Below are 14,982 nucleotides of genomic sequence, written 5' to 3'. Positions count from 1 at the left end.
GGAGCCCTAAGGCTCCTTAAAATTACTACTTCGAGCCAATGAAATTTAAGAACCTATGATACTTAAGGAACTATGATCGTTCGATTACCCAAACCAGGTAACGCCTTTAATAAAATTGCGCCGTGTATACTTAGACATTGTCCAAACCGCTTACTTCAGAAAAGGCGGTTATTCTCAAATATGAATGTTACAGAATAACGACAGAAAAAATAAGATTTCAGAATCCAATTGTTAAAAAAACACAGTAAAATAAAAGAACTAAAGAGAGAATAATAAAAAAGTGAATTGTTCGATTCATCCTTATACATCCTATCTTTTGCCGAGGTATCAAACGTTCAAAAATCTCAATCCAATAAAATTCAACCTGAGCTACACAACGCACTATTCCCTGGCTATATAAGAAAAATAAATGCTCCCATACCGATATACGAAGCACAGATTAACCAAAAGCTTGTAGGCTCTTCATTCTTATAAACATACCTACCCGACCACTTATCCTTGGCATAGATTTTTCCCGAAACAACACCATACAGCCCATAAGCGACCATTAGGAGAGCAAATGATTTCACTATCTCCATAACTCGAACCTCCTCCAATCGTTATTCCGAGTGAATAACACAGTGCATAGTACATCTGTCCATAACAATATTACGCCTATTAATTTAGCTTTTGGCAAAATAGTGATTCATTTAACATTCTAAGAAAATAGAAAAGCCAAGTTGAAAAATTAACGAATAAACTCAGATCTCATATTAAGAGCAATTTTTTTCTGAAAGCAGCAGTTAAAAAGTGCTTAGCTCACCCTCTCTGACTCCATTTGCGATAACCGTTTGGTGACATTCCAATAAATTTTTTGAATGCTTTCCTAAATACGGAGTCATCATTGAAGCCTAAATCAAATGCGATACTTTTAATAGGCTGTTGACTCGTTGAAAGTAACGTCTTCGCCATATCCATTTTTACTCGACTCATAAAAACTTTTGGCGACTCGCCAGTCAACGACTTTAATCGTCGATGCAAGGTTCTCTCTGACAGTCCTAATTTTTCACCTAATTGAACGGTCGTTAATGGAACATTAACGTTGTCTCTAATTAAATTTTCAGCATCAACCAACAAAGGATCGGCAGCAGAAAGATAGCCTTGTGGAATGTATCGCTCCTGTGATTTGGGTGCAGAATCAACAACGGCAAAATCTGCCACACGTTTTGCGGCTGACTTTCCAGCCATGCGCTCGATCATCCCTAAGCAAATATCGACCCACGACAACGGACCGCCTGCGGTAAAAATTCGTTGATCTTGAAGCATTGCACTTCCCCAAACACCATTAACTCGCGGAAACCGTTTAAGCAGCTCATAATGTAGCCACCAAGTGGTTGTGCATCGAATTCCATTCAGCAAACCTGCTTCGCCAAGTACAAATGAGCCACTGCAAGAAGCTCCTAAATGTGCTCCACGTTGATATTGCCTTCGCAGCCAGTCTCGACAGTCTTTATTAGTTATCGATTCAGGAGGCAATCCCGTATTAAGAGGACAAAACCCCGGAATTAAAACGCCATCACATCGTTCGATGTCGAAAATACTGCAATCAGGTACGAACCTATGCCCTGCACCATACTCCATAGGTTCACCATTCATACTTGCTGTTAAAACCTTAGGTTTCCATGGCAGATGATTACTTAAAGAGTATTCAGGAGAGTCAGGACTGTGATGTTCGCTCAAATCTGCTAACGCTAGCATGTCGTGTAGTCCCATAAGAGCCGAAGGCAAAGCTCCTTTTATCGCTAATATCACCAACGAATGAGTATTCATCATATTTCTTTTGTTGTTATCATTTTTGGCGAATTATGCCCCATAACTGTCCAATTCGCCACTCTCGCATTAAGAATGACAACCGTATACTGGCTTCTCACTAACAAATACTAAGGACATAATCATGAATGACAACAAAGCAATTCTCGCTCTACTAGACGCTAAACCCGAATACGCACAAGATGTCGAAGCTCTGTTAACCAGCGCAATTGAACTCGCTAATCAAGAAGTGGAAACCCTCTCTTGGTTCGCAATAAAATTGTCAGAAACACAATTTGGCATTTTCGATACGTTTGAAAATGAAGATGGAAGAAATCTACATTTAGAAGGAAAAATCGCTGAGGCATTATTATCCAAAGCCGACCTTTGGTTAACAAAATCGCCCGATATTTTAATGGCCAATGTTTTAGCAGTTAAAAAATCTGGATAATAATGAGCTTAAGTAGTTATTAATTGAAATACAAATCATAGAGTGCCAAACTAAACCAATGAAACTTTTTTCATTGGTTTAGTTATTACTTTACAGAGAGTTAGAGTGTCGAATTTCAAGCCGTCTTACTAACGATTACTTTGCCAGACTTATCCAAACGATAACATTCAAAATCTGACGCCATATTCAAGTTTCCATCATATACTGACTCAGCTTCGCTCCTCAAAGTCTCGAGAGAGTCGCCGCTCGAAGAATCTAACTGATAGCGCGGACTAAAATGCGTTAAAATTAGATTTGGTATAGAAAGACTTTGTGCGAATGAAGCCACCTGCTTAGCGTAACTGTGCCCGACTTCTTTCGCTCTAATTTTCATTTCTTCTGTATAGGTCGACTCATGGATAAGAATGTGGCTTTCTTTACACGTTTCTTTCAAAAGCTCTGGACTGTCATTGTCACCACCAATAACGACCTTTCTTGGAAAGCCAACTGTTCTTACAAAATCTCTGCTCAAATATTTTTTGCCCTCAAACTCAACATCAATGCCTGACTTTAGCTTTCCCCAAAGCGGTCCTTGCGGTAACCCTGAAGCTTTAAGCTTTTCAAAATCCAGTTGCATATCAACCTGATGCTCAGTAAAGCTATACGCATAGGATGGCACACGGTGAGAAAGTGCTGTAGTTTGTACTTTAAATTGACCAAAGATTTGTGCTTTATAATGTTCCGTATCAATAAATTGAATCTCATAAGGCAAATACAACTGAGTATGAGTTTGAACGGACTCAACCCACTCCTTTATTCCTTTGGGAGCCACAATAACAAACGGTTCTTTTCTGCCACTCATGCCGGCACTAGCTAACAAGCCGGGTAATCCATAGCAATGATCCCCATGAACATGAGTGATGAAAATTGCTTTTAAAGCATTTAATGAAAGCTTTGTATGTAATAGCTGATGCTGAGTCCCTTCGCCACAATCGATTAAATACCAGTCTTTGCCTTTACTCTCGGTTAGGGCAATTGCTGTAACGTTTCTCGATTTAGTGGGCACTCCAGATGAAGTACCTAAAAAACACACTTCCATTCAAGCATTCCTTTCACATCAACTAAAAGAATTAGATTTTACATTCTCAAACATTGAGTTTAAATTACTTAACCACTATACCCAACGTACTTTTGCAAATAAGCAAATATTGTTGCTCGTTGATTATTATCGAAAGCGTAATAGTCAAACTCAAGGCGTCGATTGTCGGAAGACATTAAACAAACATAATTATTAAGGTACTTCGATATTTTAACATCTGAAATATCGGACCAATTCATCTGTGTCTCATCATCAGACCTCGAGACTAAAATATTTTGGTCAGTTAACACTATTCGATAAACACTTAATCGATTCGCACCTTTATTAAACACTAATAACCAAATAACAATGACAACGGGAAGAGTAAATATCAATGCGATAACCTCAACCGGCATTGATTTTTGTTCTGTACCAAAAACAATGGCCAATATAATAGAGACCAGCACAACCGTTAACAACGTTTGGGTATTCTTGATGGCCGATTAACCAAACCTTGCAAAGTACTTTGCTCAAAAACTACCGTCTCCATTTTTAACTCACTGACAATTCCAAAACCTCTACATATTTTTACAGTTTAATAATTTGCAGAATGAATATTCTCGAGGTCTTCCCTTAACGTCTCACTTCTTGGTATTCCAATATTTGTTGCAAGCCCTAGAGTTGCCATAAATCGAATAAACCACCATGCAGGATCATTTTGCCCCGGATAAATACCAATTCTTGCCGACTCAGGAAACGCATGATGATTATTATGCCAACATTCGCCGTAAGTTAATATTCCAAGACCAGGAATGTTAGATGCTTGCACCGAAGCATTTTTTACTCGCCATTGTCCAGGTCCTGGGTTATGGCAAAAATAAGTTATCGTCCAATGACCAACAATGCTCACTGCCACTCGCACAAAAACACCCCAGACAACAAAGCTCCAACCACCAATCCAGAACAATATTCCAGCAACGGCAATCTGATGATAACGCCAAGTTGATCCCAGCCACTGGTAGAAAGCATCATCTTTATACTTAGCTTCAATTACTACTTTTGGCGGACGTTCGAATTGAAAGCGACACGTTAATTGCCACCAAATGTCTTGAAAATATCCACGCTTATGAGAAAAAAAGTCGTGACAACTTTTTTGCCGTTGCGCCCAATCTCGTAAATCGTGAATTTTAATAATGCCATAAGGCCCTGACATACCCACCAATACACCAATGTATATCAATATTTTTTCAACAAACGGATGGCACTCGAAAGTTCGATGAATCATCATCCGATGCATGCCGGCACTATGGCCGATAAGTAAAGTCAAATAAGTCAAAATCAAGAAGAGAAGAAAGGAAGAAAGACTCAAAGTCAATGGTGCGAAGACTAGAGCTAAAACTATCATACCCAGGTTCCAGAAGAGTTTTGGTAGGTCATACACTACCTTACCTTGCACTGGGTTGGCGTCACTGCCATCGACTCGAATAACGGGCTCCATCATAGCATTGTCATCCTGCTGAATTGATTAAATATTTTACTCTTTCAAATCCTATTGTAGTTCATATTAACCAGTGATTAGAGTGAAAGCTCTTAAAAACTAAAAGCGCATGATTGGCTTAGGGGTCAAGTAATGCATTGCTATTTCTTTTGTCGCTGCTTAACACCACTTTTTTCACCTTGCTTAAAAACAAAATAACTAACAAAGTAAATGAGAATAAACACAACAACCATAATACCGATAAACATAGGCGTTTTGAGCATCTTGAAAATGCCTGATTGAGAAAACCCTTCAAAAAAAACGGCAAAATAAGCTCCGACAACAATAGCATTAAGTATAAACCAGACAGCTATCGACAAATGGCGCAATCTGGATGGAAATAAAACACCAAACTTTTGTCCATAAAAATATCCCACTAACATCGCGGGTAAAACCGTAGTCACCGCATTGGCTCCGGGTAATTCCTTTCCTACAAAAAACTCAATCAATACTAAAACCACTCCCATTAGCAACGACGCTAACGTTAACCATAAGCCAATAATAAGCGGAGACGGGAACTCACCAACTACCTTGTTTTCTTCAACTATATTTGATTGAGGTGATTTATATATTTCTTTTGTCATTTTTTAAAGCCTTTAAAATATTTTACTAAAATACGTATGCTACACATTTCTATCGAGATTACAGGAAAGAATAAATATCTTTATACATCATCAAAAATCACCCAATATATCAAAAGTTATATCTAAGAGATCTTCCCGTTCAAAATCATCACCATCCGGACCTCGATAGTTTTTCGGCTTATTGATTTCCTTGAGCTAACCTCTCAAACTATCGAGCTACTCTTTATTTTTAATGACCAAATCATCTTTTAGTAATGAAGCTGGTAAATCGGTGCCTCAGAACTCGCAAACAGCAATACGTCGATTAAAGATGGTTTTGTCACATTTAGGACAGCAATATTTCGATTTAATTTCCATCTACTTTCTCTAAAACAATGTTAGACATGAATCTTTAAAACAATCTTAAATAAAAAGGCCAAACAAAAAACCGACCTTAACAGATCAGTTTTGAATCCTAACCTAACTTCAATCAAATCAATAAGTTAACACCTATTTCCGAATATACCTTTTAAAAACACCCTCATGTTTTTCAAGAAATTAGATGCTTTTAAATACTAATATTCGGAAGAAACTACAAAAGATTGATTCTCTCCTTCAAACTCCTGAAGCATACACGAAGAAAACCAACTAAAGTGAACGATAAGTCGTATTTACTCCAATCTTAAAGCATCGACCAAAGAGCAAAATGTCGAGCGCATTAAAAATATACTGGTGTGTTTTACAACAAGTAAAACCTAAAAATAACTATTTAAATTACAATTAGTTGGCAAAGAAAAAGCCCCGAAGGGCTTTAGAATACAAATTTATGGCTTAAACGTCTCAGGTAAAAATACAGTAATTACCTCTACTTTTAGTTCGATCAACTCTTCAGGTAAAGGGTCATCTTCGTCAACTTCGATAGCTATGCCATCAACCTCTTTTGAATAGAACGCTTCGTCGCATTCATCATAATAAAAATCTGGTTTCGCTTTCATTAATTCCGTTACAGGTGTACCAATTTTTATTGAAGAGTTGAGTGCCCCTTTATAACCATTAATTGCAGATATCTTATAAATAACACCTGTTCTAGTGTCTACATTTATTTCAATTGGTATTCCTTCCACCCAATATCTAGTCGAATAGATACTAGTTTGCTTATATCGCAACTTCTCTGAAAGCTCTTTCGACTCCAGTAACTGGGAATAATCAGCAACATTCCTTCCCAGCTCTATTCCACCTAAACTTTTTCCTGGAATAATCTCATTCTCGATATTCATTATTTAGTCCCCTTTCACAGGAAATCTATCAGTTCCACCATTTCCTGATGAAACTTTCCAATATGGTTTGCCGCCAAAATGCCTTCTACTTCCTGGATGGTACTGAATATAGCGATCTGTATAATCTGTTCCGCGTTTATTCATTTCTCTCAATGTGAAACCTTTATCCTCACTCCTGGTCTTTTTCATTTTTCCAACAACCCATTTGTCAGATATTTTTATTCTGGACATCAACTGCGCTGGATTAATTCCTTTTAGCAATCGAGGGTTGGCCATTACGTCGTCTACACTTTCTAATATTTGGCCTACAGGTCTTAAGGCGGTACTTCCCTTCTTTGTAACTGAACTAGTAGGTTTTCTTATAATTGCACTTTTCGCAGCTGTAATACTAACCTTTAGTGTGCCTCCACCCACTAAATCAAGAACTGGCGTTACTGGTTCAATCGCTCCACTTATCTCAGCACGTGATTGGGATTTATATATATTCCCATTTTCATCAAAGTAGGTAAAGCCCCAACTATCTGCATACATGCCATTCACAGAGTTTTCATACATATAGTCATGCAACTCTTGTAGTTCAGCTAGAGTAAGTTCCAGTTTAGATATTGTAAACTTGCTCCTCAGATCATCAGACTCTTGCAGGTCATGACCCGCCGTCGTTTGAATCACTTCTTTCGTTTCACTTTGCCCTGTATTCGCATCAGGCCCAACCCACTCTACTGCTCCATTCTCACCTTCTGTCTCTACTTGATTACTCTTGTTTGAATTTTTTTCACCTGAAGGACAGCTCAATTGTGATTTAACATCGCATAAAGACCTATAACCAGAAGGATCGGTACCGGCCAATGGATTATTCATAATATACGAATAAGGATTCATACTTTGGCTGTTATCCGGCGCTTGAACAAAGGGGTCAACACTTAAGAACCGACCGGTATTAAAGTCGTACATACGGCCATTCATATGAATCAGTTCAACTTCATCTAAGTTTTCATGATCGGTAAAGCCACGCGGTGTAATTGGACCATCGCTATTCATAATTGAAAGCGCACTTATCCAAGGCTTGGCAGCCAACGTAAAATCACCATTTCGTGGTTTACCAAAGGCATCGTAACTTCGAAACTCAGTCACAGTTCCGTTATGATTAAGTACCGCACGCACAGAACCTAAACGGTCTCGCACCGTATAGCCAATGGTTGCATACTTGCCGCGCGTGCGATGGTCGGAGAACTTAAGAACCGCAACATCGCCAATGGATATTCGCACATTGGTTGATTCACGGGTGTTATTGTTCTCCGTTTCAACACGCTCATAAGCTCCACCAGAGAGATACAAGGTTTCGGTCGATTGAGTTCCTACTTCTTTCCGTTGACGGAATCGAAGTAAATCTGGTCCATAATCGAACGCGATGCTCACGCCGCTTTGCGTGATATTGGTGGGCTTATTGTGAGCGTTATACACAATCGACTTTCCACCACCGGAGATTCGATTACCATTATTGTCGTAACTGTAATTTTCCCAAGTCGATTTCGTCTTGTTGTAAGCACGCAATAAGGCATTCGGGCCGGCATTGCGAGTGCCTCGGCTTTCGGTACCGTACTGTAATGTATTATTGCCTGCCATATCCGTTTTTAATGTTAAGTTGCCGACCGCATCAAAATTATAGTTCACCGTTAAGCTTGGATTGCTCACACGCTCAAGACGGTGCAATTTATCGTATTGAAAACTCTCTTGACGAGACAGCGCGATTCCGCTTCGCTCATAATGCACCGTGTGGTACATCAAATTACCGAACGAACCGTAATCGTACTCAACTTCATAAGGTTTTGCATTATTCACTTCGGCGCCCAAATATTTCATTTGACCATCGGCACTGTCGTAAGCCGCAGAAATATCAATCTTTCCGCTCGACCATTGAGCAGCGACTAAATTACCAAATTGGTCAAGCTCGGTCACCTCTTCATAGACGTAACCACTGACCGCATTCACGGTTTTAGTCTGATAGCCTCGGTCATTGTATTCATAGCGTAGCGCAAAATCGTTCGGATAAACCACGCCCAATACTCGACCATAATTGTCGTCGTAAATGGTTTCTGTAGTGAAAGAACCTTGCCCATCAACGGTTTCTGTCAGTAAAACGGGTCGCGACAACGTATCGTAAGTAAAGGCTGCTCGATAATCACCGTTGCCCGTCTCTTGATAGGCTAACTTCCCTTTACCATTGCTGGCGGTATCAAACACAAAGGTCGCATCTGCCGAGCCATTAACAAATCGTGTAATCACTCGGCCTAATACATCGTACTCATAGGTCAACACATCGCCATTCGCATCGGTTTCTTTTTCAACTTCACCAAAACCATTGGTCTCAAATGTTTTACGCCCCATATTAGGGTCATCAACCCACAATTTGTGACCGGCAGCGTTGTACGATGCCGTAATGCGACTGCCGTTAGCATCTTCGATAACCAAAGGATTGCCCATCGCATCGTACGCATAACGCGTGCGACCATTTTCTGCATCGACCGTTTCCATTAATTGTTTTTTCGAGTTGTAACTGCGCGATAATGTCAACTCACCATTATTGACTGAAATATCGGTCGTTAACCCGCTGTGCGAATAGACAGTTTTGGTATCGTAACCATCGGCGCTGTCGGCTTCTTTGTAGATGACTCGGCCCAGTTTATCGTACTGGTACGACATTCCATTCATCGCGTCGCGTGAACTTTCCGTTCCTAACCAGGGTTGTGACTCAAACGACTTTTGACCCAACCGATTGTATTGAGTCATGGTAAAAAGCCATTGGCCGTCCAACGATTCGGTTTTCGTGCGAATTGTTCGCCCTAATTTATCAACGTACGCATAAGCTGTCGGACTTCCTGCCTGAAAACTCGCTTGAACGAATGCAACGTTGTCGCAAACATCGGAACACGGTAATATCCGAGAAAACGAACTAGGAGCTCCGGTCGTTTCTGCTTTCTTCTCTCGCCCAAACGCATCAAATTTATTCAAAACCGTTATGCCATTGGAATCGGTTGCTTGATAAACTTGGCCATCGCTAGCACGAGTAAGTTTCGTTGTAGAATGTCCTAATGAATTTGTGGTTGTTTTTACAAAGTAACCATCGTCGGAATATCCAGTATGCACGCGTCGTACATTTGCTTCCCAAACATTATCGTTCTTTAATACTTTTGCAACCGTACTCGTTTGAATTGGTAAACCATGATCATTAAAGACAAAGCGTTGAGTATGGTTAGCACTGGTTACATCGGAATGCGTAGTCCGTATTTGTTGCGGTTTACGAAGCGTCGTATCCCAGTTTTCAAAATACGTATTGACGGAATAATCTTTGTTAAGCGTTCCCGCATCGATGCCCTCGGTAACCGTCGTTCGATAATGCTTAACAACTTTGGATAATCTCTTATTAATCCACCATGACGCCTCATTAACATTATAGTTTTGCCAAGTGCGCACCAAATACGTACCAAATTTATCATTCGTCGATTGTGATTGCTTCTTTACATTACCCCAATCATCAATCGTTTCAACCGCTTTCTTTGTATGCGTGTATTCAATATTTCGTGAATCGAGTTCGTAACTGTACGCATTCACTTCTTTTGAATAACTAATAAACGTACCTGTTTTTGGCGATACCGTATCGTAATCAGAGGTTGTTTTAGAAAATGGCGTTGAACACAAGGCATCATCAATGATTAAACAAGAGCGCGTTTCTTCCTGTTTCCCAGCCAATGGGAAAAATTGATGGAAGTCGGAAATGGAGCGTATTCCTGAAGCTTTATCTTCCACAACAATGGTTTTAAACCCTTGGAAACCTCGACCTAAATGGTTTATCACTGCGCCTTTATAAAAATAGCGCTTTTCATTTAATCCACCAACACCGTTAGATTTTTTATACGAAGCGACCATATGGCTGCCTTCAATAAACTGACTGTAATTTTTATAATCTTCACCACTTAAATAATCGTAGTCGGCTTCATAAAAGGGATGTTTATCACCGCCCAAACCCGGATGCGTTAATGGCAAGTAAGTCCATTGATCTTCAAAACCAAAACCATTGATAACCTTCGTCATCAAGTCGGGTTTTAAACCGCGCTTAGACGTTGAGTCTGAATTAACACCTTTACCCCAAACGACATAAATTCCTAGCCCTTCGGTATAGACCGTGTTATCACCAATCATCTTGGATAACGCATGACCTTTTGCAAAACGAACAACAATATCGGTAATACCATCGCCATTCAAATCGGTCATATCGGAATATTTAGAAGCTGCAGATAAGACTAAGTCTAGATCTTTCGTTTCGACCCGAATTGTACCGTTACGATTCGGCTTAAAAGTGATTTGGTCGTACTCGTACAAAGAACGATCTTTATCAGCATGAGAGGGGTACAACGATTTACCATACGTGCCCGATGACTGGTCGGCACAAATGTATTCTTTTGTCGCTTTGATATCGGAAAATCCGCCATCAGCAACATCTTTTCTTAAGCAGTAAATTTCTACACGATCGCTCGGTACCAAAATATCGAGATAACCGTCATTATCCCAATCACCAATTTTAAAAGCAGCTGCATATTTAGGAGTAAACTTATCTGCATTAGTCACTAGAGGGACTTCTAACCCTCTCGTTACATTAGTATCAATGGTCGGTCCCCAAGTACCGCCCAGATTTAATTTATAACGCCAAGACTTCGTTGAATCTGTGTTATCAACAAACAGATAATCCAATAATCCATCGCCGTTCAAATCAAGAAATTGGTTGTAGACTTTAGTCGGTTGCTCACGGTCTAAGAAACCTAGGTCTTGATCGATTACCGTATCGACATAAGACAACGAGCCAGTAGCGCCTACATATCCAAATAGAATGCGACTCTTATTAAGTGAGCCATTAATACCTTTGATGAAAATATCGGGAATACCATTACCATCAAAGTCAAAGCGACTTTTTTGCCAATGGCTTAAAGCTCGAGGTCCATTTTGAACGATGTAAGGGTATCGAGCGATTATTTTACCGCTGTCAAATCGAGGTTCAGTGACTTTTGATCCAATGTTTAGGTAACGCCATAACACTCGACGATTAGCATTGTTTGGGTCCACTCCATTGTGAAGTAAATCAAGTTTACCATCACCATTTAAGTCCATCACAATCGGTAATTGAGGAACAGGATTCGTGAAACCCTCTGCATAAGGCTGACCTAAAACAAGTCCCGTGGGATGAGTTTCTTCTCGAACAAACTCGCCCGTTTGTTTATCGAAAACAGCTGATGTAAAAGCGAGTTCGCCACTCGAAAAATCAGACGCTTGATTAATGTACTTGTATCCGTCTATTAACCCATCATGGTTAAAATCAATGCCTTTGGGTGGCTCATAATATTCCGTATCAGAAACTCCGTCATAAGTAACTTCCAAAGTCATTTCAAGCTCAGATTCAGAGACATTCGTGACGTTACCTTCAGCATCAAATAACACTCTGTATCGCGTATCTGCTTTGTCATTAGTAATGTTAACTTCTCTAAATCCATCACCATTGTAGTCATTCGATGAAGATAGACTTAAAGCAGATGGCTGCGGCCAATTATCCCAAATAAGCGGTTCTTGATCTTGAATTTTTTCAATACGGTATTGTGTCTCACCTTGCTGCCATTGAAATTCAGTTTTCGGTAAACACTGCCAAATGGAGTGTATGTCTTGAGCACAAAGCTCGACAGTTGATAATAAACTTTTTCCACTGGTTGTACTGTAATTATAATCAAGCTCATATTTACGAATAGCTTGACTACCAACATAAGTTTCAACACGTAATAAGCGTGTCCCTGAAGAAACTCGACCGCCCGCTAAATAGAAAAAGCTTGCATCATTTCTAACTTCATAAAGGAATCGGACACGGCGATCTCCTTTTACTCCATTAAATCCAGTGTAATAAATGTCTCGAATAACATATTCACCGTATCCTTGATTTTTATAGAAATATTCAATCTCGTTACCCGCACGGTCAATTTCTTTATTAATCGCCCAAGTCCGTGTTTTGCTAAGTGAACTTCCATTGACGTCCACCGCTTTATGCGAAGAGTTATTAGCACCACCGTAGATTCGTTGATTACCGTTAGGCAACTCAACTAAAAAACCCGTTGGGTTGGTGTAAGTACCTTGTAAAGTCACTCGAGTGCGAGGGTTTAATTCTGGATAGTAATACCCATCGCTGTTTTGAATCAGCTTTTGACCGTCGAGACAATATTTATCGGATGATGTATAAGTTACAGAAACAGTACGCCCATCGTGCGCTTGAGTACTCGCACACCGGCTAACACGGGAACCGACGGATAAACTCCAACCTTGACCAACAAGTCCATTGCCCGAGTTACTGGAATAATTAATTGAAACATTGGGCTCCATGCCAGCTCGGCCCGGAGGCAATTGAATAGGTATGTTATACGAAGCTGCTCCACCCGACACGCCACCTTCACCAGGAACTGCGCCAATCGTTGTTTGATGCGCTGGAACTGCTGGGTTAACTAAATTAGCTGACGGAAAAATGGGAGATGCCGAAATGGTACGCCAATCACCTGTGGCCGTTGTATCGACCGTGACCATTGTTAATGCTGCTTTATAAGAGCTACAACCGTAGTTATTGCAAGCTCGAACGCGATAGGTATACAGTCCATCACTTAAGCCCGTTAATGTCTTAACATATGCATTGCCTTGGTAAATTTTAGTGAAGCTACCGCTGTTTTTCTGTTGGAATAATTGAAAATAATCAACGCGAGCAGACGTGCCCCATTTAACAGAGAAATTACCATCTTTGTCGGCATGGTCGACGTACGATATGGATGAAGGCGTCGAAGGCGGTATCGGACTCTCTACGACAACGTTATGGTCACCATTACGATACGTTGAACATCCGGCAAAACTACAGGCTCTAACTCGATAAGCGTAAGTGCCGGGAGCTTGTCCAGTAACCGTGTAACTCAGCTCCACTCCCATGTAAGCACGGGTATAACTGGAACTCGAAGCTGAAACATTTTTAACTTCCAGCTCAAAATAACGAGAATCGGCTGGTTTAGGCCAGCTCACCGAATAATTCCCGTCTTTGTCCGAATAATTGGCAAATGTTAAAGACCCGGGAGCCTGTGGGATAATCGTATCATTGAAATTTGGTGTTCTTGCAGCTCCGTTTAAGATAAAAATGGCTGTAAAAACAATAAGAAAGAGACGAGATGACAAACTGCGCATTGCGTTTCCTTGTAATGAGGTCGGATGACTTAATTTGAAATTGCGCGGATTCTATCAAATAGACAAATATTGCACTATGCGATGTTAATATTTACAGCTCTGTAAGAAAACTTGAGCAATGCGGTTGAATAGATAGGCAGCGCGGTAATTCTTCTTGCTCGGCCTTCAATAGCGTTTGAACGTCCTCATAGGGTCCTAATAAATCCCCTTCTAGAACCCCCTAAATAATCTATTAAATCCATTCTACTTTTCAACCAACTCTCTTTCTCCGTTGCTTGGAATCTCTCAACAGCCATAAACACTCAAGATAAGGACATTGCCGAGTAATCCTGTAAGCAATCTCTTAAAAGCGCCGCTGAATCAGCGTAAATTTTCACGAAAAAATGTTCAGAAACGTTAAATATGGGGTCGTTTTTTGAGTAGAAAAATACAAAAAAGAGCATTATTTGCTTTAAATTCAATTGGTTATAAAAACCCGTTAAAGGCAAGTTAGTCCGGTGTCGAACAAATAATCATTCAAAACAATCTTGTTTCGATGTATTTTTCACCTATTTATTTGTGACCCAGTTATCATTTATAATGCGCGCCAATTCTGAGACACCGAAGTCTCATTAGGAATGTTATTTAAATTAAGGAATAGGATGATGAAGACTCAAACTAACAATATGTTGCCAAAGCCTGATAGCTATCTAATTTACAGTGATGCAAAAGGTTGGTTTCTAAAAATCAACGGCGAAAAACTACTTGGCCCTTTCAACTCTTATGGCGAAGCTGAAAGAAACGCTAAATTATTTTGTGCATTGTCGAACGAACTAAAAGACGTCGCTTAACATTTAAAGGAAGACAGAAAATGGATTTTACAACGGATGCATTATTAGGTGCGCTATCAATTATGTTTTTTATTTGGGGCGCTATTTGTCTCGGTTCTTCACTGATATTACGGAAATTCCGACACCCAGAAAACGCAACAGCAGGTACAACTTCTGTTTCCATCGCGATGCTAATATCACTCATTATTTAATAATTGCCGTTTAGTATTAAACGGCAATTTTTTGTTCTTA

At 39.9% G+C, this 14,982-nt stretch carries 11 protein-coding genes; 3 read left to right on the top strand and 8 right to left on the bottom strand.

The annotated features are described in order from the left end of the window. Window positions 1-392: 392 nt before the first annotated feature. Together FAX86_RS21035 and FAX86_RS21030 are read right to left on the bottom strand one after the other, a co-directional pair. Window positions 393-578, bottom strand: a complete 186-nt coding sequence (locus FAX86_RS21035) for a hypothetical protein (RefSeq protein WP_144395471.1) — start codon at window positions 576-578, stop codon at window positions 393-395. Between the two features lie 220 nt (window positions 579-798). Further along, entirely contained in the window at window positions 799-1,809 is a 1,011-nt protein-coding gene (locus FAX86_RS21030) for a GlxA family transcriptional regulator (protein WP_205859272.1), read from the bottom strand. Window positions 1,810-1,933: 124 nt separating this feature from the next. Between FAX86_RS21030 and FAX86_RS21025 the strand changes: the two genes are divergently transcribed. Beyond that, the gene (locus tag FAX86_RS21025; protein ID WP_246128708.1) at window positions 1,934-2,239 is read left to right on the top strand and encodes a putative quinol monooxygenase; all 306 of its coding nucleotides are present in this window, start codon (window positions 1,934-1,936) and stop codon (window positions 2,237-2,239) included. Between the two features lie 115 nt (window positions 2,240-2,354). Here the strand turns inward: FAX86_RS21025 and FAX86_RS21020 are convergent, their stop codons facing one another. The 6 genes from FAX86_RS21020 to FAX86_RS20995 form a co-directional block, all read right to left on the bottom strand. Further along, window positions 2,355-3,317 (bottom strand): ribonuclease Z, encoded by a 963-nt coding sequence (locus tag FAX86_RS21020; RefSeq protein WP_144395468.1) that lies wholly within the window; start codon window positions 3,315-3,317, stop codon window positions 2,355-2,357. Between the two features lie 68 nt (window positions 3,318-3,385). Next, window positions 3,386-3,775 carry a hypothetical protein gene (locus tag FAX86_RS21015; protein ID WP_144395467.1) on the bottom strand — a complete coding sequence of 130 codons (390 nt, stop codon included), beginning with the start codon at window positions 3,773-3,775 and terminating at the stop codon, window positions 3,386-3,388. Window positions 3,776-3,891: 116 nt separating this feature from the next. After that, window positions 3,892-4,797 carry a fatty acid desaturase gene (locus FAX86_RS21010; protein ID WP_144395466.1) on the bottom strand — a complete coding sequence of 302 codons (906 nt, stop codon included), beginning with the start codon at window positions 4,795-4,797 and terminating at the stop codon, window positions 3,892-3,894. A 137-nt stretch (window positions 4,798-4,934) separates the two neighbouring features. Next, complete coding sequence (locus FAX86_RS21005; protein WP_144395465.1) at window positions 4,935-5,417, bottom strand: ABZJ_00895 family protein; 483 nt, start codon at window positions 5,415-5,417, stop codon at window positions 4,935-4,937. An 803-nt stretch (window positions 5,418-6,220) separates the two neighbouring features. After that, the gene (locus FAX86_RS21000) at window positions 6,221-6,673 is read right to left on the bottom strand and encodes a hypothetical protein (RefSeq protein ID WP_144395464.1); all 453 of its coding nucleotides are present in this window, start codon (window positions 6,671-6,673) and stop codon (window positions 6,221-6,223) included. 3 nt (window positions 6,674-6,676) lie between these two features. Then, window positions 6,677-13,921, bottom strand: a complete 7,245-nt coding sequence (locus FAX86_RS20995; protein WP_144395463.1) for an RHS repeat-associated core domain-containing protein — start codon at window positions 13,919-13,921, stop codon at window positions 6,677-6,679. Between the two features lie 641 nt (window positions 13,922-14,562). Here FAX86_RS20995 and FAX86_RS20990 point away from each other — a divergent pair. Together FAX86_RS20990 and FAX86_RS22330 are read left to right on the top strand one after the other, a co-directional pair. Beyond that, window positions 14,563-14,751, top strand: a complete 189-nt coding sequence (locus FAX86_RS20990; protein ID WP_144395462.1) for a hypothetical protein — start codon at window positions 14,563-14,565, stop codon at window positions 14,749-14,751. 20 nt (window positions 14,752-14,771) lie between these two features. Next, window positions 14,772-14,942: a hypothetical protein gene (locus tag FAX86_RS22330; protein WP_164503699.1), complete on the top strand. Its 171-nt coding sequence runs from the start codon at window positions 14,772-14,774 to the stop codon at window positions 14,940-14,942. Window positions 14,943-14,982: the final 40 nt, after the last annotated feature.

Source organism: Pleionea sediminis (assembly GCF_007570825.1).
GTDB classification, from domain to species: Bacteria; Pseudomonadota; Gammaproteobacteria; order Enterobacterales; family Kangiellaceae; genus Pleionea; species Pleionea sediminis.
Note: the sequence above shows the minus strand (reverse complement) of the source record. Positions and strands in the feature narration are given on the sequence as shown.